The 17,652-nt window shown below is 60.8% G+C and carries 19 protein-coding genes; 11 read left to right on the top strand and 8 right to left on the bottom strand.

What is annotated here, in order from left to right; genetic code table 11:
- The first annotated feature begins 122 nt into the window (after nucleotides 1–122).
- On the top strand, nucleotides 123–3,254 hold the full coding sequence (locus QWI75_RS17100) for a hypothetical protein (RefSeq protein WP_289270025.1): 3,132 nt from the start codon (nucleotides 123–125) through the stop codon (nucleotides 3,252–3,254).
- 146 nt (nucleotides 3,255–3,400) lie between these two features.
- Here QWI75_RS17100 and QWI75_RS17095 read toward each other — a convergent pair whose 3' ends face one another.
- Nucleotides 3,401–4,501 carry an IS5 family transposase gene (locus QWI75_RS17095; RefSeq protein ID WP_289270023.1) on the bottom strand — a complete coding sequence of 367 codons (1,101 nt, stop codon included), beginning with the start codon at nucleotides 4,499–4,501 and terminating at the stop codon, nucleotides 3,401–3,403.
- Between the two features lie 394 nt (nucleotides 4,502–4,895).
- Nucleotides 4,896–5,798 carry a transglycosylase SLT domain-containing protein gene (locus tag QWI75_RS17090; protein WP_289270022.1) on the bottom strand — a complete coding sequence of 301 codons (903 nt, stop codon included), beginning with the start codon at nucleotides 5,796–5,798 and terminating at the stop codon, nucleotides 4,896–4,898.
- A 340-nt stretch (nucleotides 5,799–6,138) separates the two neighbouring features.
- Here QWI75_RS17090 and QWI75_RS17085 point away from each other — a divergent pair, with 340 nt between their 5' ends.
- The gene (locus QWI75_RS17085) at nucleotides 6,139–6,432 is read left to right on the top strand and encodes a BrnA antitoxin family protein (protein WP_289270020.1); all 294 of its coding nucleotides are present in this window, start codon (nucleotides 6,139–6,141) and stop codon (nucleotides 6,430–6,432) included.
- A 243-nt stretch (nucleotides 6,433–6,675) separates the two neighbouring features.
- Here QWI75_RS17085 and QWI75_RS17080 read toward each other — a convergent pair whose 3' ends face one another.
- The 3 genes from QWI75_RS17080 to QWI75_RS17070 all read right to left on the bottom strand — a co-directional run bounded on the left by QWI75_RS17080 (nucleotide 6,676) and on the right by QWI75_RS17070 (nucleotide 7,797).
- Entirely contained in the window at nucleotides 6,676–7,035 is a 360-nt protein-coding gene (locus tag QWI75_RS17080; protein ID WP_289270018.1) for a hypothetical protein, read from the bottom strand.
- A 279-nt stretch (nucleotides 7,036–7,314) separates the two neighbouring features.
- Nucleotides 7,315–7,593: a type II toxin-antitoxin system RelE family toxin gene (locus QWI75_RS17075; protein WP_289270017.1), complete on the bottom strand. Its 279-nt coding sequence runs from the start codon at nucleotides 7,591–7,593 to the stop codon at nucleotides 7,315–7,317.
- A 6-nt stretch (nucleotides 7,594–7,599) separates the two neighbouring features.
- The gene (locus tag QWI75_RS17070) at nucleotides 7,600–7,797 is read right to left on the bottom strand and encodes a hypothetical protein (protein WP_289270015.1); all 198 of its coding nucleotides are present in this window, start codon (nucleotides 7,795–7,797) and stop codon (nucleotides 7,600–7,602) included.
- Between the two features lie 267 nt (nucleotides 7,798–8,064).
- Here QWI75_RS17070 and QWI75_RS17065 point away from each other — a divergent pair, with 267 nt between their 5' ends.
- The gene (locus QWI75_RS17065) at nucleotides 8,065–8,250 is read left to right on the top strand and encodes a type II toxin-antitoxin system VapB family antitoxin (RefSeq protein ID WP_289270013.1); all 186 of its coding nucleotides are present in this window, start codon (nucleotides 8,065–8,067) and stop codon (nucleotides 8,248–8,250) included.
- A 44-nt stretch (nucleotides 8,251–8,294) separates the two neighbouring features.
- Here the strand turns inward: QWI75_RS17065 and QWI75_RS17060 are convergent, their stop codons facing one another.
- On the bottom strand, nucleotides 8,295–8,546 hold the full coding sequence (locus tag QWI75_RS17060; RefSeq protein ID WP_289270011.1) for a hypothetical protein: 252 nt from the start codon (nucleotides 8,544–8,546) through the stop codon (nucleotides 8,295–8,297).
- A gap of 217 nt (nucleotides 8,547–8,763) precedes the next feature.
- Between QWI75_RS17060 and QWI75_RS17055 the strand changes: the two genes are divergently transcribed.
- The 8 genes from QWI75_RS17055 to QWI75_RS17020 all read left to right on the top strand — a co-directional run bounded on the left by QWI75_RS17055 (nucleotide 8,764) and on the right by QWI75_RS17020 (nucleotide 16,417).
- The gene (locus QWI75_RS17055; RefSeq protein WP_289270009.1) at nucleotides 8,764–9,651 is read left to right on the top strand and encodes a HEAT repeat domain-containing protein; all 888 of its coding nucleotides are present in this window, start codon (nucleotides 8,764–8,766) and stop codon (nucleotides 9,649–9,651) included.
- A 41-nt stretch (nucleotides 9,652–9,692) separates the two neighbouring features.
- Entirely contained in the window at nucleotides 9,693–10,154 is a 462-nt protein-coding gene (locus QWI75_RS17050; RefSeq protein ID WP_289270007.1) for an NUDIX hydrolase, read from the top strand.
- A gap of 102 nt (nucleotides 10,155–10,256) precedes the next feature.
- Nucleotides 10,257–10,853, top strand: a complete 597-nt coding sequence (locus QWI75_RS17045; protein WP_289270004.1) for a hypothetical protein — start codon at nucleotides 10,257–10,259, stop codon at nucleotides 10,851–10,853.
- 96 nt (nucleotides 10,854–10,949) lie between these two features.
- Complete coding sequence (locus QWI75_RS17040; RefSeq protein WP_289270002.1) at nucleotides 10,950–12,590, top strand: acetolactate synthase large subunit; 1,641 nt, start codon at nucleotides 10,950–10,952, stop codon at nucleotides 12,588–12,590.
- Nucleotides 12,591–12,636: 46 nt separating this feature from the next.
- The gene (locus tag QWI75_RS17035; RefSeq protein ID WP_289269999.1) at nucleotides 12,637–13,737 is read left to right on the top strand and encodes a DUF8744 domain-containing protein; all 1,101 of its coding nucleotides are present in this window, start codon (nucleotides 12,637–12,639) and stop codon (nucleotides 13,735–13,737) included.
- 50 nt (nucleotides 13,738–13,787) lie between these two features.
- Nucleotides 13,788–14,111, top strand: coding sequence for a metal-sulfur cluster assembly factor (locus QWI75_RS17030; RefSeq protein ID WP_289269996.1), 324 nt, complete (start codon nucleotides 13,788–13,790; stop codon nucleotides 14,109–14,111).
- Nucleotides 14,112–14,140: 29 nt separating this feature from the next.
- Nucleotides 14,141–14,506 (top strand): DUF488 domain-containing protein, encoded by a 366-nt coding sequence (locus QWI75_RS17025; protein ID WP_289269993.1) that lies wholly within the window; start codon nucleotides 14,141–14,143, stop codon nucleotides 14,504–14,506.
- A 288-nt stretch (nucleotides 14,507–14,794) separates the two neighbouring features.
- Complete coding sequence (locus tag QWI75_RS17020) at nucleotides 14,795–16,417, top strand: peptide chain release factor 3 (RefSeq protein WP_289269992.1); 1,623 nt, start codon at nucleotides 14,795–14,797, stop codon at nucleotides 16,415–16,417.
- A gap of 24 nt (nucleotides 16,418–16,441) precedes the next feature.
- Here the strand turns inward: QWI75_RS17020 and QWI75_RS17015 are convergent, their stop codons facing one another.
- Both QWI75_RS17015 and QWI75_RS17010 read right to left on the bottom strand, forming a co-directional pair.
- Nucleotides 16,442–17,017, bottom strand: coding sequence for a prepilin-type N-terminal cleavage/methylation domain-containing protein (locus QWI75_RS17015; RefSeq protein WP_289269991.1), 576 nt, complete (start codon nucleotides 17,015–17,017; stop codon nucleotides 16,442–16,444).
- Between the two features lie 307 nt (nucleotides 17,018–17,324).
- Complete coding sequence (locus QWI75_RS17010) at nucleotides 17,325–17,549, bottom strand: hypothetical protein (protein WP_289269989.1); 225 nt, start codon at nucleotides 17,547–17,549, stop codon at nucleotides 17,325–17,327.
- Nucleotides 17,550–17,652 lie beyond the last annotated feature (103 nt).

The following is a 17,652-nucleotide window of genomic DNA, read 5'->3' as shown; positions in this document are numbered from 1 at the left end:
CCAACGGAAATAGTCGTAAGCAGCAGAGTTTAGAGTCTGGAGGGGATGGCATAGCCCATGCACTTTTTGAGGGTATCCCGTAACGAACTGCTATTCCCCGACCTCGGACAGCGGGGCCGCCCATGCCTTCCGACGAGAAGCAAGAGCCGAAACTCCCGCTTCAAAACGTGGTGCTCTTGGCGGGTGCTGTCGCCGGAGCCATCTGGCTGTATCAAGGCCCACTCAAGAGTTCGCGTCCGGTCGAAGAACTGTCGAGTGAAAAGCTTGAGGTCATTGGTGATCGGCGGGTACAAGCCAGATTATGGCAAGATCCGTTTGATGCCGTGGCCAGGCACATCGAATCGGAAAGGCGCTCAGGCGAGGCGACGCATGGTTCCGATCGGACGCGACATGGACACGGATTAGAGGACCTCGCCAAGGAAGTGGCCCAGTCGAGCTCTGCGCAGATCCACGTCCTGGTGCTCCTCACCGACGGCGCTCCCTATGCCGACCCTTCGGAATCGCGCTTGCGCCAGCGTTATGCCTTGCTGGCCGGGTTGGAACGAGCCGGTTACGTGCCCAGGGACGGGGAGCACCTGCGGTTCTTTCGGTGGGATGCGCCAAGGGACCCGGCCAATCTCTCGTATGCCTATTGGCATGCGGCCGCGGTGCCGATGGAATGGTATCAGTCGACCGACGATCCGACTACTCAAGTGTTAGCGTTGTGGATCAAAGATCAAGACCTCGGTGACTGTCCCCTTTCAAGCCTCAGGGCCATTCGTGCCGAAATGTTCACTAGGCTCAAGGGTCTGGAACGGACCGTGTCATTCAAAACAGTCGGCCCGCGCTTTTCAGGGACGCTTCATAGTATGGTGACCGAGGCGAAGGACAACTCGTCGGCTTCTGCGCAAGGCTGCCCGAAGAGCGTGTCCGACCCGGCGACGCTGGAGATCTATTCTCCCTGGTCAACGGCTCCAGAGATCTTCATTACAGGCAGATCGAAGGAGGCACCGACTCCTGGTCTGAGCCAGATCCTTAGAAAGGCACAGGTTGCCTTTTTTAGAGCCGTTCAGACCGACGATCTGTTGATCGGCGAGTTGGTGGAGGAATTAGGAACGAGAAGGGGGATCAGGGTGGGGGCAGCCTGCACAGGGAAAGAATCATGTGACCGGGTCGCGATCGTGTCGGAGTGGGACACCCTCTATGGGAGGGCGTTACCGGAGATATTTCAAGAGGCGGCGCAAACGGGGCAGGACGCCGGGCAGATTCGCCGGTTTAGCTACCTCCGGGGATTGGATGGAGAATTGCCGAGAGAGAAAGTGAAGAATGGGGCGGGAGACTCGCCGCAGGAAGCCGACAAGGCCGCGCTCTTGCTCAAAGATCAGCGAAAACATATCGAACAACTGGAACGACCCGAAGGGCGAAGCCAGTTTGACTATGTGCGGCGGCTGGCGCAGAGCATGAAGGACGATGAGGAGCGACTTCGAGCGGACTGTCCATTGCTCAAGCGGGACTGCGCCGATTTCAAGGCGATCGGGGTGTTGGGGAGCGACGTCTACGACAAGCTGCTGATCCTCCAGGCCCTGAAGCAAAGGTTTCCGCAGGCTATCTTCTTTACCACTGATCTCGATGCCCGCCTGTTCCACCCAAGCGAGTTGCGATGGACACGAAACCTTGTGGTGGCTTCTCACTTCGGATTGGCCTTGCACGACAGGCTCCAGGGAGGCATCCCGCCCTTTCGGGACACCTACCAAACCTCGACATTGTATGCGGTCTTGCGAGCGTTGGACGCCCTGCAAGAGACCGGTTCGTGCCGAGTAGAATCTTATGGTCCATTCCTTGAGCGGTACAGCTATCGGAAACCCGGGTCCAGTAAGGCCATGTATTGTGAGGCGAAGTGGCGGCCGCGGTTGCATGAAATTGGGCAAAACGGCCCCGTTGATATCAGCATTGCAGCCGACCCTTCCGTCCAGAATGCTGCTATCCAGCCTCTCCATCAGCTTCGACCCCCCGCGGTATCGGCCGCGACAGCACGTTGGCATCTCATGCTGTTCCTTGCTGCGCTGGTGGTCGGGTGGATTCTCCTCATTCCGGCCAGTCAGACCGTCTATCAGTGGACTCGCCATGTGTGTATGACAGTGATGAATCGTCCCCGAGCGGGAATCGGTGTCTTGCTGGCGTTCGCGGCCATCGGAGCGTTCGTCTGGTGGCTGGCGATTCCATATCTCGTATTGGACGGAGATAAAGGCGAACCCTTCTCCATGTTTGACGGTGTGAGCATCTGGCCGAGTCAGGTACTGAGGGGATTGGTCGTGGTGCTTGCCGCCCTGTTCATTGGGCGAATTTGGAGCCGCCTTCGGGAAACGAGCAGAGACGTGGAACACGAATTTGCCCAGTTACTGCGCGGAGCCAGGCTCGAGAATGGGAGCGCAGATCAACCACTGGAGAAGCGAACCGAGACCTCTTTCCGCATGCGCCTCGCCCGTTGGTGCATGAGCGATCGGCTGCGGAGTGTCAGCGGCTGGGCGCTTGACCGGGTGCCTAAAGAGCCGGCTCAGTTGTGGGCGGAATACACAGAGCGGATGGCGTGGCCCTATTTGGGTCAACGGGTTGTCGCGTGGAGCGCGATATTCTTCCTCATCGGAACGGTGGTCATGGGGATATGCGGACGCCCCTTTTCGCCCTTTCGAGGAGAGGTATCGCGGCACGTGAACGCGATACTCATCTTGATGGCCGTCATCGGAATGGTGCTTGTGATTTTCGTGGTCCTTGATGTGACCCGTCTAACGGGAGCCTTTGTCCGAAAGCTTGTGTCGAAAGAACTCGGAGCGGTCGATCCGGAAATGTCTCTGATGAAACTGCAACTGATCGCGCGGCTCACTGCTCGAATCGATCTATTCATCTATTATCCGGCGGTGCTGATGGCCCTGATGCTCCTGGCTCGTGCCGATTATCTGGACAACTGGGATTTTCCAGTGGGATTGATGATTGTGGTCGGACTCAGCGCAGTCTACGTCGTTGCCAGCGCCGTGATGTTGCGAGGAGCTTCCGAAGAGGCTCGCCGTCATGTACTCCACGAGATCTCAAAGCGGCAACTGGCCGGGTTGGAACCAAACACCCACCAATACCTCACGCAGATCAAAGAACGTATCGCCATGCTGAGGGAAGGCGCCTTCAGGCCCTATACGGAACTGCCGGTCTTTCGTGGAGTCGCTCTGCCCTCCGGCGCTTACGGGGTGGTGGCGGTTATCGAATTCCTGGCCAGCAACTTCTAGCAGGGTGTTGAAAAACCCCCATGCACGACGACAATTTCCCCCCTTCACGATGAACTGGCAACGGCTTCTCGTCGGCCGAGGGAGCCTGGCTGTCGTCTTGTGGCTTGTTGGTGATCACCACCCATGATCGTTCCTCTTTGGAGAGATCAGATCACCGGCGCTGCCGCCCGCCACTTGCTGCTGCGGAGCAGGTTGTACGCGGCGCCGACGAGATAGGCCGCATGCTGCGTCCGGGCGAGGCCCCGAAAACGGGTTTTGCGCAAGCCACCGATCGTTTTGCACCAGCCGAAGATTTCTTCCACGCGCTTGCGGATCCGTTGGCTCAGCGCGTAGCCCACCGTGCGGGTGGTCCGGCCATCAAGGCCCGGCGTGCGCCGTCCCGCCACCTGCGCCAGATGCGGACGAATGTGGCGCCGGCGCAACTGGCGCACGAAGTCCGTGCAATGATAGCCCTTGTCCGCTCCACGCGTGCGGGGGCGAATCCCCCGGCGGGCTTGGCGGCGCAGCATGGCCAGCGCCATCTCCCGTTCGACCGTCCCCGTGGCCGGCGCGATCTGCACCTCCACGCACAGGCCGTGCCGATTCTCCATCAAGCCATGGCCGGAGAAACAGAGCTTGGCTTCCTTGCCTTGGCCCTTGCGCGCCAGGCGGGCTTCCGGGTCGGTCGTACTCTGATGCGTCGCATTCGAGCGCCGTTCCCCATGGAAGTCTACCGTGGGATTGTCCGGATCGTCTGGGGGCAGCGTCGCGGCGGGGGCCGCTTTGGGGTTCACGCTCTTGAGCGAGGCCCAGGCCTCAATCAGCGTGCCATCCACCGTGAAATGCTCATCCGAGAGCAGCCCCTCGCGGCGTACGGTGGTGACCACCGCATCAAAGAACCGCTGGGCCACCTCGTGCCGGAGCAGTCGCTCACTGTTCTGGCTGAACGTGCTGTGATCGAACCCCGGGGCATCGAGACTCATATCCAGAAACCAACGGTACAGCATGTTGTAGTTGAACTCCTCGCAGAAGAGCCGGTGCCCGCGGATGGAGAACAGCGCGATCAACAACTCGCTCTTCAGCAACCGTTCCGGCGGAATCGATGGCCGCCCGGTCGAGCTATACATCTCGTCAAAGGTCCGCTCCAGGGTTGCCAAGACGTCGTCGGTTTTGGCCTTGATCGCTCGCAACGGATGGGTGGCTGGCACGCGGGCTTCTGGGGACACATAGCTGAATAGGGGCTGCTGGGGATCCACCTCACCGCGCATCGTTCTCCCTCCTGGTCGTGTGAACGGCTGCATGGTGATAATACCTAGTCATGCCAGAGTCAAGGGGTTTTTCAACAGCCTGCTAGTCTTTCCTTTCAGCCTGCATTTCATTAACAAGAGGGGGCGCGTCCATGCCGAAAAAAGCTCCCTTCTCGTCGGCACCCGTGACCAACGAGTCCCGATACACAGCCGGGCTGAGACCCTCTAGCCCAACGATCCCAAGAAACGTGATTCCAACATCGCCGGACTCCGAGCCGGTCCGGACACAAGGATGCGTCACCCTCCCAAACTGACCACGATGATCGACGACGTCCAGCCGAGGCTGCAAGCCACACTCCCTGGAGCGCGGGCATGCGATCCGGCTGGGCACCGGATTTGCTCTGCGCAATGCAAATCATGGCCTTCTCTGAGAGGTCAGCACCGGGGACGGGGAATCGATGACCGCGAGACGGGCAAACTGTCGCTTCATCGCATTCACGCGTGCCAAGTAGGCGCCGACATCGTGGTCGCCGCATTTCTGGCGGGGGAGCAGCCGGAAGCCACGTGCGGCGTAGGCCTGACCCGCCCCGGCTCCGCACAGATGTATCAGCGCAGCCAAGTCCTGTTTCTGTTGGAGAGTCGCTGCGAGGCGCCGCCGTTCGATTGTGTTCGCAACCTGCCGGTCGAGCAGGGCCGAGGTCAGTTCGATGGCATGGCTTGGCAGGACACGAACATACAGGCTGTTGAACCAGCACGAGTGCCAATCATGCCAGGGACCCTCCGTGACCACCACATGGTTGTGAATGCAATAGCGCTTCGCCTCCTCGAACGTTCCGTTCGTGATTTGGTACATGCCGACCGCGCTTGACGCGGGCTGATACAGTTCCAAGGGATTCGATGCCAGGCGCCAGCGCCAGTAGGTGCGTGCGACGGGATTGCCCGCACCTTCGACCTGGGCGAGCGCCGCCAGCAATTCGGGCATGATGACTGCGGTCGAATGTTCGCGAAAGAGGGAGCCGTACTGTCGCCAGGTTTCGCGCGGGCTCTTGGCCAGGGTGCCGTCCAAGGGAAAGAAGACCTCGCTCGGTTTGTGGATCGCGTGATAGACCCAGTTGCCGGTCAGCCACACGATCAGGATGAGTGCGATACCGAGGATTGCCCGGACCGCAGGCGGCGTGGCCATCACGGCCGACAGCATCGCGCGGAACACCAGCCAGCCGGACCGAACGAGCCGCCGGATTGTCGCGAGCGTCAGCCGAGGTCGGCCTCTTCTGTGGGGAGCGGACCTGGCAGCGCGGGTATGGGAACCGGAAGCCATGGGTTCACTATACTCGAAAAGCTGTCTGACAGTTTATCGCAGAACGATTGATTGGTGTTCTCCGCTGGCTGTGTCTCCGGTGTCCGTGAAGAATTCGGAGGTGAGCCCCTATGCAGGCGAAGCATGATCCGGTATGCATCAACGAAGGGGTCGAAGTTGACGGCAACAGCCACGGGGTTGCGGAGCGTCTCCATTCAGTCTATACATATATACATAATAGACATTCGAGTGGGATTCCAAGAATGCGGCGAGCAACGAGGCGAAACACGGCGATTCAGGTTGGCACGGTCAGCGGGCGGAAACACCCTTGTGATTGCCTATACGGTAAGGAGCCATGGTCATGAAAAGAACGTCAGAATCATCAGTGCGCGGATGGCAAATCGGAAGGAAAAGCGGCGCTATCAAACGGCGAAAGATTGATTATTCCGACATCCCCCCGCTGTCCGACAAGCAACTTGCCTCAATGCGCCGGGTCGGGCGGCCTCCTCTGGGAGGTGAGGCGAAACAACTGATTGCCATCCGTCTCGCGCCGCGTCTGTTGGCGCAACTGCGGAAGATGGCCGCGAAGCAGGGCAAACCCTATCAAACGCTGATTCATGAGTTGCTGGAGAAGGCCGCGTCCCGAGCCGCATGACTTAACCCACATTAATCAAGGCCGCTTAGACTGCACCCGCCGATACGCCGCTGCGCCAAGCTTGGCTGCCAGGTTCCCACAGCCAAGCGGGCAGGCTCGACTCTCGGTCGGTCGACATACTGTTTAAGTATGCCTTCCTCCCTCGCGGCTCCGCGTGCCCGTCTCGCGTGGCGTCTTGGTGGTTTCGTCACGAACCGTCATGAATAATGTGGGTTGAGCGGCTTGGTAGAAGACGAGTGGTGGTCACGCTCGGGCCTTCCGAGTCGCCAGTCTGCTCGCCACCGAACCGACGACAAACTGCGGAACTGACAGTACCGTCATGGCAACGATGGAGAGGGGCCAGAGCGACAGGGAATTACCCGCCGACAGCATCGCGATGGCCTGGCCGACGGCCATGCTGAGAGTCCAACGCCAGGCTCGTTCAGGAAAGCGGTAGCCGAGGGCAAAGATCAGCCCGCACATGACCGGGATGCCGACGGAAAAGTAGATTTCGGAATCCCAGGCTTCTTTGCGTCCCGTCACGAGCGAAATGACAAGACAGACCAGCAACCCGGCCGCGGCGGAACTGATGAAGGGAATGTACCGATGGCGGCGATTGTCCATGGCGCGATGCCGGTGATGGGGCAGGCAATTCCAATTGACCGTTGTAGGATCACACGTCTTTCGCGACCGGGCAAGCAGAGAAAAAATTCAGGCAGCTGGTGGAAGGACGCGGCCGTGGGGAAGGGCGAGCATCACCGGAGAGCCAATGGTCTATCGGAAGGAGGTTGGCGCAAACGGATCTCCACCGCTGCTCTGTGTACACATTGTGTGATTGCAAGACCTGACACCGTGCAGATGGTCACCACCTGTCCGTAGAGGTGTTCGGAAGTGACCGCCTGTTTATCGGAACAGATCGTAATCGTAGATCGAATGATGATGCCCGATGTAGCGGAGTTCGACGTGATTGGGTCCGAGGAATGTGAAGATGATGCGATAGGCGCGATCGACTCGAAAGCTCCAGACTTCGTGATGCTTCGGATGGAGTTTCTCGGTGCGGAGCGACGGATGAAACGGGTTCTCTCGGAAGAGATCGGTTTTTGCTGCGGCTTGTCGTTGAATCGGCTTCGGGAGTTTGGTGAACAACCTATCGAAGGTCGCGGTCGTCGAGAGCTCGAGCATGACCGCCTAGTCAATCAGCTCTCGTAGGGATTTCCGTTTGGTGACTCGACCTGCCCGGTGGTCTTTCTCTGAGGCATCCAGGGCGTCGAGGAACTCGCGACGGTAGAGACCGATCGAGTCGCAAAACGACTCAAAGTTGCGCTTCGAAATCGTGAATTGAAAACTGTCTCTCGTTCGCTTGACCACTTTTGCCGCGAGTGCCATAGTGCCCCTCGATGTGTCCCGATTTTACAACCTCTTGGCCCAGGAGACAATCTGAAACCGGCCTGGCGACGGAGGACTGAGATATGTGCTCCCAGAGACTTTTATCCTCGTTCCATTGACAGGGACAGGGGCCTCGTCGTCAGATCAGTCACTTTGCGCCAACCTTCGCGCACCTTGGTCGACGTTCAGTCTTCCCACACACCTGGGTGCTCTCAGAGGAGGCACGTAGGATCAGCGCAATCGCACATATTTCTTATTGGATGACCCATGCGGACCAATATCGAGATCGACAACAGCTTGATGCGGCAGGCCATGAAGGCGACGGGGCTTGCGACCAAGCGCGCTGTGGTCGAGGAGGGGTTGCGACTGCTCATCAAGGTCAAAGGTCAAGAAGGGATTCGCCGCTTACGAGGCAAGGTGGATTGGGAAGCGATGCCGAGGTCATCGGAGTGAATGGAGGCGATCCCCCTTTGTTTCGTTCGAAGAACTGTTGGGATTCACCCTGCCGCTTTCGGTCCTCCAGTTGACTCATGCGGTGTGATGGGTGACGGCGGTGTCCAGGGATAGAGGCGCGGAATCCAGATGGTCAGGGCCGTGGCGACGGCGACGGCGCAGAGGGTGCCGATCGCGAATTGGGTCCAGGTCATGGGCCGGATTGCCCCGAGCGAGATAATGACCATCAGCATCGGAATGTCCAGGAAGTGCGTGAACGTCGGAAGGTGTTCTTGTCTGGCGCGGCTGAGTTCCATGGTCGAGGCCCCTTGCGCCAACGCCTCGTTTGTCGAAGCAGCGCATAGGTCATGGGGGCATCAGAAGAGCGGTGGGTAGAGTATGTGCCCATTCAATGACCAAGGAAAGCCATGACGAAGTAAGGACGGAGCCGTGAGCGCCAGGCTCGCCGCCCGGCTTGACTCCATTCATCTCCCTTCGTAGCATCAACCTCTGGCCTTCACCGGAGGTAGCCTGATGCGACAGATGTGGTTGCTCGCGCTCGTGAGTGCCGGCTTCCTTGCGGTCCCTTTGTTGGGCGCCGCGGAGGACGGTCGGGCCGACCCTGTTTCGACGGAGACGCAGGCACGGTCTGCGCCGGTGGTCTATGTGGATGTTCGGAGTGCGACCTGGCGGTCGCGCGGAAGGGTCTCCTTTGCGATTGCGCCGACCGTCAGAATGAAATTGGCGTCCGCAGGGCTGGTCGTGACGCAGGATCCCGCGGCTGAGCGCGACATGACGCTCCATGTGGACTACCGCGAGTCGCGCGGGAAACAGATCTCCATGGATATCTTCGGCACGGAGATTGTCTGCCATATCAGACTCGAACACCCTCAGCAGGGGGCGTTGCTGTCGATGTCGATTCGTGAGGAGCCGAGTTATGAACGATTGATCGAGGCTCCCTACGTGGAGGTCGTGACGAAACTGGAAACCAACCCCTATTTCTACTTCCTTGGCGAGTTGGTCAGGAGTCGGATAGAGGCCTCGCTCGATCAGACAGAGGCCTTGATCGAGGCTTTGAGGCGGACGGTCGAGCGGGGCCGTCAACCACGTCCTGCGACCGCCCAGGATACGCTCGAATCTCCGGCCGAGACCTTTACCGACCTCGGTCTCCATTTCGCCGGCCAGGCGCAAGAGAACGCCATTGACGAGTTGGGACGACTCAGGGATGAGCGGGCGATTGACCTGCTCGAAAGCCTGACCCTTCATCCCGATCCACGCATACGGCTCCGTGCCGTCTATGCGCTGGGCGAGTTTCATGGCCCGTCCATCACGCAGGCCATGACGCGCGTCGTTCAGATGGACTCCGATACCGGCGTGCGTGCCGCGGCGGAGGCCATGCTCACCAGGGCCTCGACGCCTTAACCGACTATCCGGCCCGTGTGCAGGATCGAGTCGGACCGAGGATGGCCAAGAAATTAAGCGCCGGCATCCTGCTCTATCGACGGCGGCAGGAGGGCCTCCAGGTCTTTCTCGTCCATCCGGGCGGCCCATTTTGGGCGAAGAAGGATGAGGGGGCCTGGTCGATTCCGAAAGGGATGTACCAAGAGACCGAAGATACCTTGGCCGCGGCGAAACGCGAATTCCATGAGGAAACCGGCTCCGAGGTGAATGGGCCGTTTCGCGCGCTCTCGCCACTGAAACAACCCAGCGGCAAGGTGCTGTCGGTGTGGGCTGCGGAGGGGGACCTGGACGAGACCAGGCTGAACAGCAACAGCTTCTTCTTGGAATGGCCCCCTCGGTCCGGGAGGATGCAGGAATTTCCCGAGGTCGACCGTGGGGCCTGGTTTGACCTTCTCGCCGCCCGCACGAAGTTGCAACAAGGACAGCGGGGCTTCCTGGATCAACTGGAACAGCTCTTGTCCTGAAGCAGACCGGCGTGAACGTTGCTGTATGACTGATGGCAGTGGAAACGCTCAGACGGCACGTCGCTTGAGACGCTGAGGAACTTCAAAACAGAGGAGGGTGCAATGGCGCTCATTCAGAAGGATCTCGTGCCCGGGAGCGGCGACCAATTGCTCACGCTCGACACGGAAACCAACTTGGAATGGCTCAACCTGACCGTGACCGCCAATCGATCGGCGAATGAAGTCTTGGGCGGATTCGGCGAGTTGACGACCACGCACGGCTTCCGGTACGCCACCGGCGCAGACCTCGGAACGCTCTATGCCCACGCCGGCATCACCAAGGGACTGAGCGAACCAGCCTTCATGCCGTCGCCCAACGACGAGCGCAACCACACGGGGATCGAAGTCCTGTTGGACCTGATGAACGGCAAGCAGTACGCGGCGGCGCCGAGCAGCGATACGCAGTCCAAGATCACGTCTCACGGCATTAATGGCGGAAGCCCTTCGTGGTTCGTCAGATTTCTCTCGCTCAACATCACCAAGCCCATGAATTCCCACACCGATGTCAATCCCTTGCTGTCCCTGGACCATCGGGCTCCCTATCTCGGCTCGTACCTCGTGCGCGACCTGTCCGCTTCATCGGCCGCCACCTCAGCTCCCGGTAAGCCCAAGAAGAAACCGGGTGCGAAAAAAAGGGCCAAGGCGGCGAAGCGACGATAACCAATAGGCTGTAAGATGAAGTGAAGATGGCGGTCCGTGGGGCGCCAAGCGACGCGCGCCCTCCGGGCCGCGACTTCACATGCCAGCGAGGCCTGTATGACGGCGGCGGAACTTCTTGTGCGTTGTCTGGAGAATGAAAACGTCCAACTGGTTTTCGGTCTGCCGGGCGAGGAAACCTTGGAGCTGATGGATGCCCTGCTGGATTCGCCCATCCGCTTTATCGAGACGCGGCATGAACAGGGAGCCTCGTTCATGGCCGATGTCTATGGACGGCTCAGCGGACAGGCCGGGGTTTGTCTGTCCACTTTGGGGCCGGGTGCGACGAATCTCCTGACCGGCGTCGTGGACGCCTATCTGGACCGAGCCCCGTTGGTCGCCATCAGCGGGCAGGCGTCGCTGAATCGCCGCCACAAGGAATCGCACCAGTACATCGACGTGATCTCGATGTTCAGGCCCGTCACCAAATGGAACACGTCGCTCCCGAAAGCGGAGGTCATTCCCGAGGCGGTGCGAAAGGCGTTCAAGATCGCGCAGACGGAGAAGCCGGGCGCGACGCATCTGGAGCTGCCGGAGGATGTGGCGGAAGACACCCTCGCCGATGAGCGCGCCATAGAGCCGCTCTTTGTCCAGGCGCCGGTCCTGCCTGAGCCCTCGCCGGCGCAAGTCGCGCGGGCGATCCAAACGATCAAAGGAGCACGGCGTCCGGTGATTCTGGCGGGGAACGGCGTGATTCGCGGTCGCGCGGCCGAAGCGGTCAGAGAGTTTGCGAAGCGATTGCAGATTCCCGTCCTGCACACCTTCATGGCCAAGGGCGTGATCCCGGACAGCGATCCCCTGTCGCTCTATACGATCGGCCTGCAGGCTCGTGATTATGCCTCGGTCGTGATGGAGCAGGCCGACGTGGTCATCGCCCTGGGCTACGATTTCGTGGAGTACGCCCCCTGCTTCTGGAATCCCCGCCGCGACAAGCGCATCGTTCACGTCGATGTCTCGCCGGCCGAGGTGGACGAACATTACATCGTCGAGGTCGGCCTGCTGGGGGACCTTCGGCTGTCGCTGGACCTCATCCGTGCGGGACTCGCGCCGTTCGATTCGTCTTGGGCCAACGATGCGCGCAAGACCGTGATCGATGGGTTCGAGGCTGAATCAGCCGGCACGTCCTCCTGGCCCATGCGTCCGCAACAGGTGATGCGGGACTTGCGGGCCGTGCTCAACCAAGACGATCTCGTGATCTGCGATGTCGGCGCCCACAAGCTCTGGATGGCCCGCATGTTTCCCTGTGAGGCGCCCAACTCCTGCATCATCTCGAACGGCTTTGCCGCGATGGGTATCGCCCTGCCCGGGGCGGTCGCCGCTAAATTGTTGTATCCCGAGCGTCGGGTGGTCGCAGTGACCGGCGACGGCGGCTTCCTGATGAACTCGCAGGAACTGGAGACGGCGGTGCGTCTGGGTCTGCCGCTGGTGATTCTGATCTGGCGGGATGACGGGTACGGAGTGATCCGCTGGAAGCAACAGGTGCGGTATGGCCGGACCTCCTCCGTGGAATTCGGCAATCCCGACCTCGTGCGATACGCGGAGAGTTTCGGCGCGGCCGGCTATCGGGTGACCGAGCGGTCGGAACTTCGGCCGATCCTCGTCAAGGCGCTCGCGAGCAAGGTGCCGGCGGTCATCGATTGTCCGGTGGACTATGCGGAGAACCTCCGGCTGACTGAACGATTGCAAGCTCTTCCTCACTGACCCTGCGCCCGTAGAGAGGACGAAACGAGTCACGGCCAAACCGACGATGGTCCTGCGACATCCCCAACGGCTGCCGCTTCTCGCGATGGGAATGGCGGCGCTCCTGACAGGGCTCTGGGCGGGGTTGCTGCGCCTGGGGTGGGAGGTCCCTCCGTTACAGCCGACTTTGCCTGCCGTTCATGGCCCTCTGATGATTTCCGGCTTTCTGGGCACCCTCATCAGCCTGGAGCGAGCGGTGGCGTTAGGCCGTCGCTGGGCCTATGCCGCGCCGTTGCTGAGTGGATTGGGCGGGCTCGGTCTGATCGCCGGGTTTCACGGTCCGGGAGCGCGGGTCCTGATCCTGGCCGGGAGCCTCGGCCTCGTCGCGATCTTTGCGGTGATCATCCGGCTCCGGCCGGCTCTCTACACAGTGGCGATGGGACTCGGCGCGGTCTGTTGGGTTGTGGGCAACCTCCTCTGGCTTTGGGGTTGGCCGATTGCCTATCTCGTCTTTTGGTGGGCGGGCTTTCTCCTGTTGACCATCGCCGGCGAACGGCAGGAGTTGGCCCGATTGCAGCGCCTGTCACCGGCCGGCCAAGCAAGCTTTCCGGCCACGCTCATGAGCGTCCTGGCGGGATTGATCGTGATCGGTTCCTCCTTCGACATCGGCGTGCGTCTGGTTGGAGCCGGCATGGTCGGACTGGCCCTCTGGCTGGGGCAACACGACATCGCGAGGCGCACCGTGAGGCAAACAGGGGTGACCCGCTTTATCGCGGTCTGTCTCCTCTCGGGATATGTCTGGCTGGGGCTCAGCGGGCTGTTGGCCGTCATCTTTGGCGGAGTCTCCGCCGGGCCGCAGTACGACGCGATGCTGCACGCCTTTTTCCTCGGTTTCGTCTTCGCGATGATTTTCGGCCATGCGCCGATCATCTTCCCGGCCGTGCTCGGCGCCAAGATGGCCTTTCGGCCGATGTTCTATGCGCACGCGATCCTGCTCCAAGTCACCTTGATCCTGCGGCTCGCCGGCGACCTGATCGGGTGGGAGGCTGGACGCCAGGTGGGCGGCTTGCTGAACGTCGTGGCCCTGCTGTTCTTTCTCGCCAACACGGTCTATGCTCTCCGGAGTCCGGCCGAGCGCGCGGCCACGGTCAAAGCGGGAGCGTCGTGATGGCCGGGGTCGGCGGATGTCGGGATACAACGAGATAGAGGGGAGACCAAATGGCGGACCATCCTCAGGCGACCGGCTTACAGGCTCAGGTGCTTGACGCGCTGCGGCAGGTCGTGGATCCCGAGCTGGGCGTCAATATCGTCGATCTCGGGTTGGTCTATGGAACCGAGGTGCGGGACGGCCAGGTCTATGTGAAAATGACCATGACGACGCCGGCCTGCCCGATGGAGGAACCCTTGATGGAGATGGTGCATTCGGCCATTCTTCGGGAGTTGCCCGAAGCCCGTTCGGTGGAGGTCGATCTTGTGTGGGATCCGCCGTGGAAGCCGGACATGATGAGCGATGCAGCCAAGTCCCAATTGGGTCGAGCATGAGACGCGGGGCTGCCGGTAAAGGAAAGTCGATGATTCGAGTCAAGCGTGTCTATGAACCGGCAGGCCGCGGTGATGGCGCCCGCTTTCTGGTCGATCGCCTCTGGCCTCGGGCCGTCAAGAAGGAGGGGCTTCGGCTGACCGCGTGGCTGAAGCAGGTCGCTCCCAGCGGGAGTCTCCGCAAATGGTTCGGACATGATCCGAAGCGCTGGGCCGAGTTCCAGCATCGCTATCGCGCCGAGCTGGACGGCAACCCCGAGGCCTGGCGCCCACTGGTTGACGCGGCTCGAAAGGGAACCGTAACGTTGCTCTTCTCCGCGCGAGACGAGGAACAGAACAACGCCGTTGCATTGAAAGGCTACCTGGAAGCCAAGTTGAACCAGATTTCGAAAAGTTGAAAAAGTGGTAGTGGGGCAAACCCTTGCCCCCTTCCTTCCGCGCCGGCTGCGGCTATCCTTTGCGACGTTGCAGGCGGCCCGATCATCCAGTATTCTTATATACCGGTGGATCTGTAGGATGGCGCATGCTGACCGGCTTCTTCGCGTTGTCGCCCGCCTGATCACCCCCGATTGAACCAGCCCAAGCTGTCGGCAACCCTGTCGCAGGTGGCACGTCGGGATGGTTGCGCCCTGCGCATCGAGTTGTCTTGACCCACGGACTATCTGGAGCAAAGGACTGTTATCGTCATGAGTGAGAGCGCGGCGAATGAGGCATTGTCACGGGAGGTGCTCCGGCGGCGGACCTTCGCCATTATTTCGCACCCGGATGCGGGGAAGACCACGTTGACTGAGAAGCTGCTCCTGTACGCCGGAGCTCTGCATCTGGCCGGCGCCGTCCATGCGAGGTCCCATCAGCGCCGGGCGACCTCGGACTGGATGGAACTGGAACAGGCGCGCGGCATTTCCATCACCTCCACCATGCTCCAGTTCGAATATCAAGGCGTGCTCGTGAACCTGCTCGACACGCCGGGCCACCAGGACTTCAGCGAGGACACCTACCGGACCCTCATGGCAGTGGACAGCGCGGTCATGGTGCTGGACAGCGCCAAGGGCATCGAGCCTCAGACCAAGAAATTGTTCGCCGTCTGCCGGCGGCGCGGCATTCCGATCTTGACCTTCATCAACAAAATGGATCAGCCGGGCCGCCATCCGTTCGATCTGCTGCATGAGATCGAGCAGACGTTGGGAATGACGTCGGTGCCCTTCAATTGGCCCATCGGGGAAGGATCGGCTTTTCAAGGGCTCTTCGACCTGCGGGAGCCGCGCCTGCTGTTCTTTCAACGCACGGCACACAACCAGCGCAAGGCGCCGATGCGGGTGGAGTCGTTTCCCCACCCGAGCCTGGCTGCGACCTTGGGGGAGGCCTACGGTCCGCTTCAGGAGGACATTGCGCTGCTGTCCGGCGCCGGCACTTCGTTCGACCGAGACCGCTTTCTGTCCGGCGAACTCACGCCGGTCTTCTTCGGGAGCGCGCTCACAAATTTCGGCGTCGAGCCCTTTTTGGACGCATTTCTTCACCTCGCCCCACCGCCGGGGCCGCGCGCGAGCGCGCAGCGGATCGTGCAACCGACGGATGAGGCGTTCTCCGGATTCGTGTTCAAGATTCAGGCCAACATGGACCCGCAGCATCGGGACCGGATGGCATTCCTGCGCATCTGCTCGGGCCGCTTCGAAAAGGACATGATGGTCTACCATAACAGGTTGGGCCGGAAGATCAGGATGACCAGGCCGCACCGGTTGTTCGGTCGGGACCGGGAAACGATCGACGAGGCGTTTCCCGGCGATGTGGTGGGGCTCGTCAATCCCGGCCTCTTCGCGATCGGCGATACGCTCTGTTCGGCAGGCCCGCTGCACTTCGATCCGATCCCGAAATTTGCGCCCGAGTGCTTCGGCCGGCTGCACAGTCCGGATATCTCCAAGCACAAACAGTTCCAGAAGGGACTCCGCCAATTGGAGGAGGAAGGCGTCATGCAGGTGCTGTTGGCGCCCGATCAGGTCCGCCGGGAGCCGATCCTGGCCGCCGTGGGCGACCTCCAATTCGACGTGGTCGTCTCGCGTCTCCAGAGCGAATATGGGGTTAAGGCCACCGTCGAGCGGTTGCCCTACGTTTGCGCTCGTTGGGTGAGCGGCGATCCCGCGGCTGTGGCCCGCGTCTATTGGCCGATGGATACGCTCCGGCTCACAGACCGGGAGGGACGGCTGGTGGTCTTGTTCGGCTCGGAACATATGCTCGCCTATTGCGTGAAGGACCATCCCACGCTTCAATTTCAGTCGCTGGAGGAGGCGGATCGCGCAGCCGCGGCCGGGTGAAGAACGGATGCCATTCTTCTCCCGCTAATCTCCCGGTTCGGTACCGGCCCCCGGTGTCCCCCCTCCACCAGTTCCTGACGTCCCTCCTCCCGTTCCTGCTCGACAGTCCACGATCACCTCGTCGCTCCTGACGTTCGGAGCCAAGATGCGCTCATACTCGGCCAGTATCAGGTGGGTGCGTTCAAGCCGTGAGAGGTCCCGTCTTCCGCTGAGGTACGTGGTGCCGAGCAAGCTCGGTCCGCATTCCAGAGTGAACAGGGTGCCGGCGCTCGTTGATTGGCCTGCCGCGGTCGAGACCGTGACGACGTCCAGCAGGTCATTCTGGAACGGACCGAAATCGACTTCCTCGATATCGACGTCTTCCGATACAGCGGTTGTTCGTGCGCTGTCGTAGTTCAGGTTCACGCGATAGGTGATGGTCACCGGTCCACCGGCTGCGCCGACCCGACCCACCTCGACCAAGTCAATGCTGGAAGGGGAGCGGATGACCGCGATGATGGTATTGATGATGAGCCCCAGCGCGATGGCGAGCAGGACGAGGGCAATGAGAAGCTCAAGCAGCGTGAGCCCCTGTTCTGTATGGCGATTCTGCCTGCACATGATGGTGTCTCCCCGTGTTTCACGCGGCCGATGGCTCGTCCGCGCGTCGAAGGTTCCCGGTTGTCGGGAGCCCGCTAGAAATCTGTCACTCTTTACTACGGACTCCAGCGGCCGGCGGATTTTGCACGTATTTTGAGGAGACAACGGCGCGTCACACCGCTGCAAGCCGCGCTATCTTCTCGATGAGTAGGGCGGCGAAGCATGAGCACGGAATGCGAGAAGCTGAGTAGGTGATGAGAAGCGGAGGAGGTGCCGGAGGACCCTGAGAGAAGAACGCTCTCCCCTCAGGGCCTTCGGGTTGTCGGTCTTAATGGGCTGGAAGCATCATGTACAGCCCGATCGCCAACAGCGGCGCCGCCACGTACATGACTTTCTTCCCGAACGTGTCATAGGCGCCGTAACACAAGATCGCCCACATGAGGAAGTAATACATTTGCGCGATGCCGCGATATCCTCCTCCGGCCCCTTCTGCGAAGGAATCGATCGGCCACCAAGCGGCGAGTGCAATCAGCAGACTGAGGAGCAGCCTCATGACGTTCCTCCTTCTGGATGGTGGGGTGAGAATCCGAATCTCTACGGAGGGTCTGCCCACACAGACAAACGCCCTCATGGCCACAATCGGCTATGAGGGCGTC

Origin of the sequence: Nitrospira tepida (genome assembly GCF_947241125.1) — a bacterium.
GTDB lineage: Bacteria > Nitrospirota > Nitrospiria > Nitrospirales > Nitrospiraceae > Nitrospira_G > Nitrospira_G tepida.
The sequence above is the reverse complement of the archived record's forward strand: the minus strand, read 5'-3'. Positions and strand labels throughout refer to the sequence as shown.

What these genes read in the sequence shown, in the direction of transcription:
- QWI75_RS17100 (WP_289270025.1), top strand. Translation starts at nt 123, where the DNA reads ATGCCTTCCGACGAGAAGCAAGAGCCGAAACTCCCGCTTCAAAACGTG.
- QWI75_RS17050 (WP_289270007.1), top strand. Translation starts at nt 9,693, where the DNA reads ATGGCCAAGAAATTAAGCGCCGGCATCCTGCTCTATCGACGGCGGCAG.
- QWI75_RS17025 (WP_289269993.1), top strand. Translation starts at nt 14,141, where the DNA reads ATGATTCGAGTCAAGCGTGTCTATGAACCGGCAGGCCGCGGTGATGGC.
- QWI75_RS17070 (WP_289270015.1), bottom strand. Translation starts at nt 7,797, where the DNA reads ATGGCACTCGCGGCAAAAGTGGTCAAGCGAACGAGAGACAGTTTTCAA.
- QWI75_RS17015 (WP_289269991.1), bottom strand. Translation starts at nt 17,017, where the DNA reads ATGTGCAGGCAGAATCGCCATACAGAACAGGGGCTCACGCTGCTTGAG.
- QWI75_RS17080 (WP_289270018.1), bottom strand. Translation starts at nt 7,035, where the DNA reads ATGGACAATCGCCGCCATCGGTACATTCCCTTCATCAGTTCCGCCGCG.
- QWI75_RS17055 (WP_289270009.1), top strand. Translation starts at nt 8,764, where the DNA reads ATGCGACAGATGTGGTTGCTCGCGCTCGTGAGTGCCGGCTTCCTTGCG.
- QWI75_RS17075 (WP_289270017.1), bottom strand. Translation starts at nt 7,593, where the DNA reads ATGCTCGAGCTCTCGACGACCGCGACCTTCGATAGGTTGTTCACCAAA.
- QWI75_RS17040 (WP_289270002.1), top strand. Translation starts at nt 10,950, where the DNA reads ATGACGGCGGCGGAACTTCTTGTGCGTTGTCTGGAGAATGAAAACGTC.
- QWI75_RS17045 (WP_289270004.1), top strand. Translation starts at nt 10,257, where the DNA reads ATGGCGCTCATTCAGAAGGATCTCGTGCCCGGGAGCGGCGACCAATTG.
- QWI75_RS17085 (WP_289270020.1), top strand. Translation starts at nt 6,139, where the DNA reads ATGAAAAGAACGTCAGAATCATCAGTGCGCGGATGGCAAATCGGAAGG.
- QWI75_RS17035 (WP_289269999.1), top strand. Translation starts at nt 12,637, where the DNA reads ATGGTCCTGCGACATCCCCAACGGCTGCCGCTTCTCGCGATGGGAATG.
- QWI75_RS17090 (WP_289270022.1), bottom strand. Translation starts at nt 5,798, where the DNA reads ATGGCTTCCGGTTCCCATACCCGCGCTGCCAGGTCCGCTCCCCACAGA.
- QWI75_RS17095 (WP_289270023.1), bottom strand. Translation starts at nt 4,501, where the DNA reads ATGCGCGGTGAGGTGGATCCCCAGCAGCCCCTATTCAGCTATGTGTCC.
- QWI75_RS17010 (WP_289269989.1), bottom strand. Translation starts at nt 17,549, where the DNA reads ATGAGGCTGCTCCTCAGTCTGCTGATTGCACTCGCCGCTTGGTGGCCG.
- QWI75_RS17060 (WP_289270011.1), bottom strand. Translation starts at nt 8,546, where the DNA reads ATGGAACTCAGCCGCGCCAGACAAGAACACCTTCCGACGTTCACGCAC.
- QWI75_RS17020 (WP_289269992.1), top strand. Translation starts at nt 14,795, where the DNA reads ATGAGTGAGAGCGCGGCGAATGAGGCATTGTCACGGGAGGTGCTCCGG.
- QWI75_RS17030 (WP_289269996.1), top strand. Translation starts at nt 13,788, where the DNA reads ATGGCGGACCATCCTCAGGCGACCGGCTTACAGGCTCAGGTGCTTGAC.
- QWI75_RS17065 (WP_289270013.1), top strand. Translation starts at nt 8,065, where the DNA reads ATGCGGACCAATATCGAGATCGACAACAGCTTGATGCGGCAGGCCATG.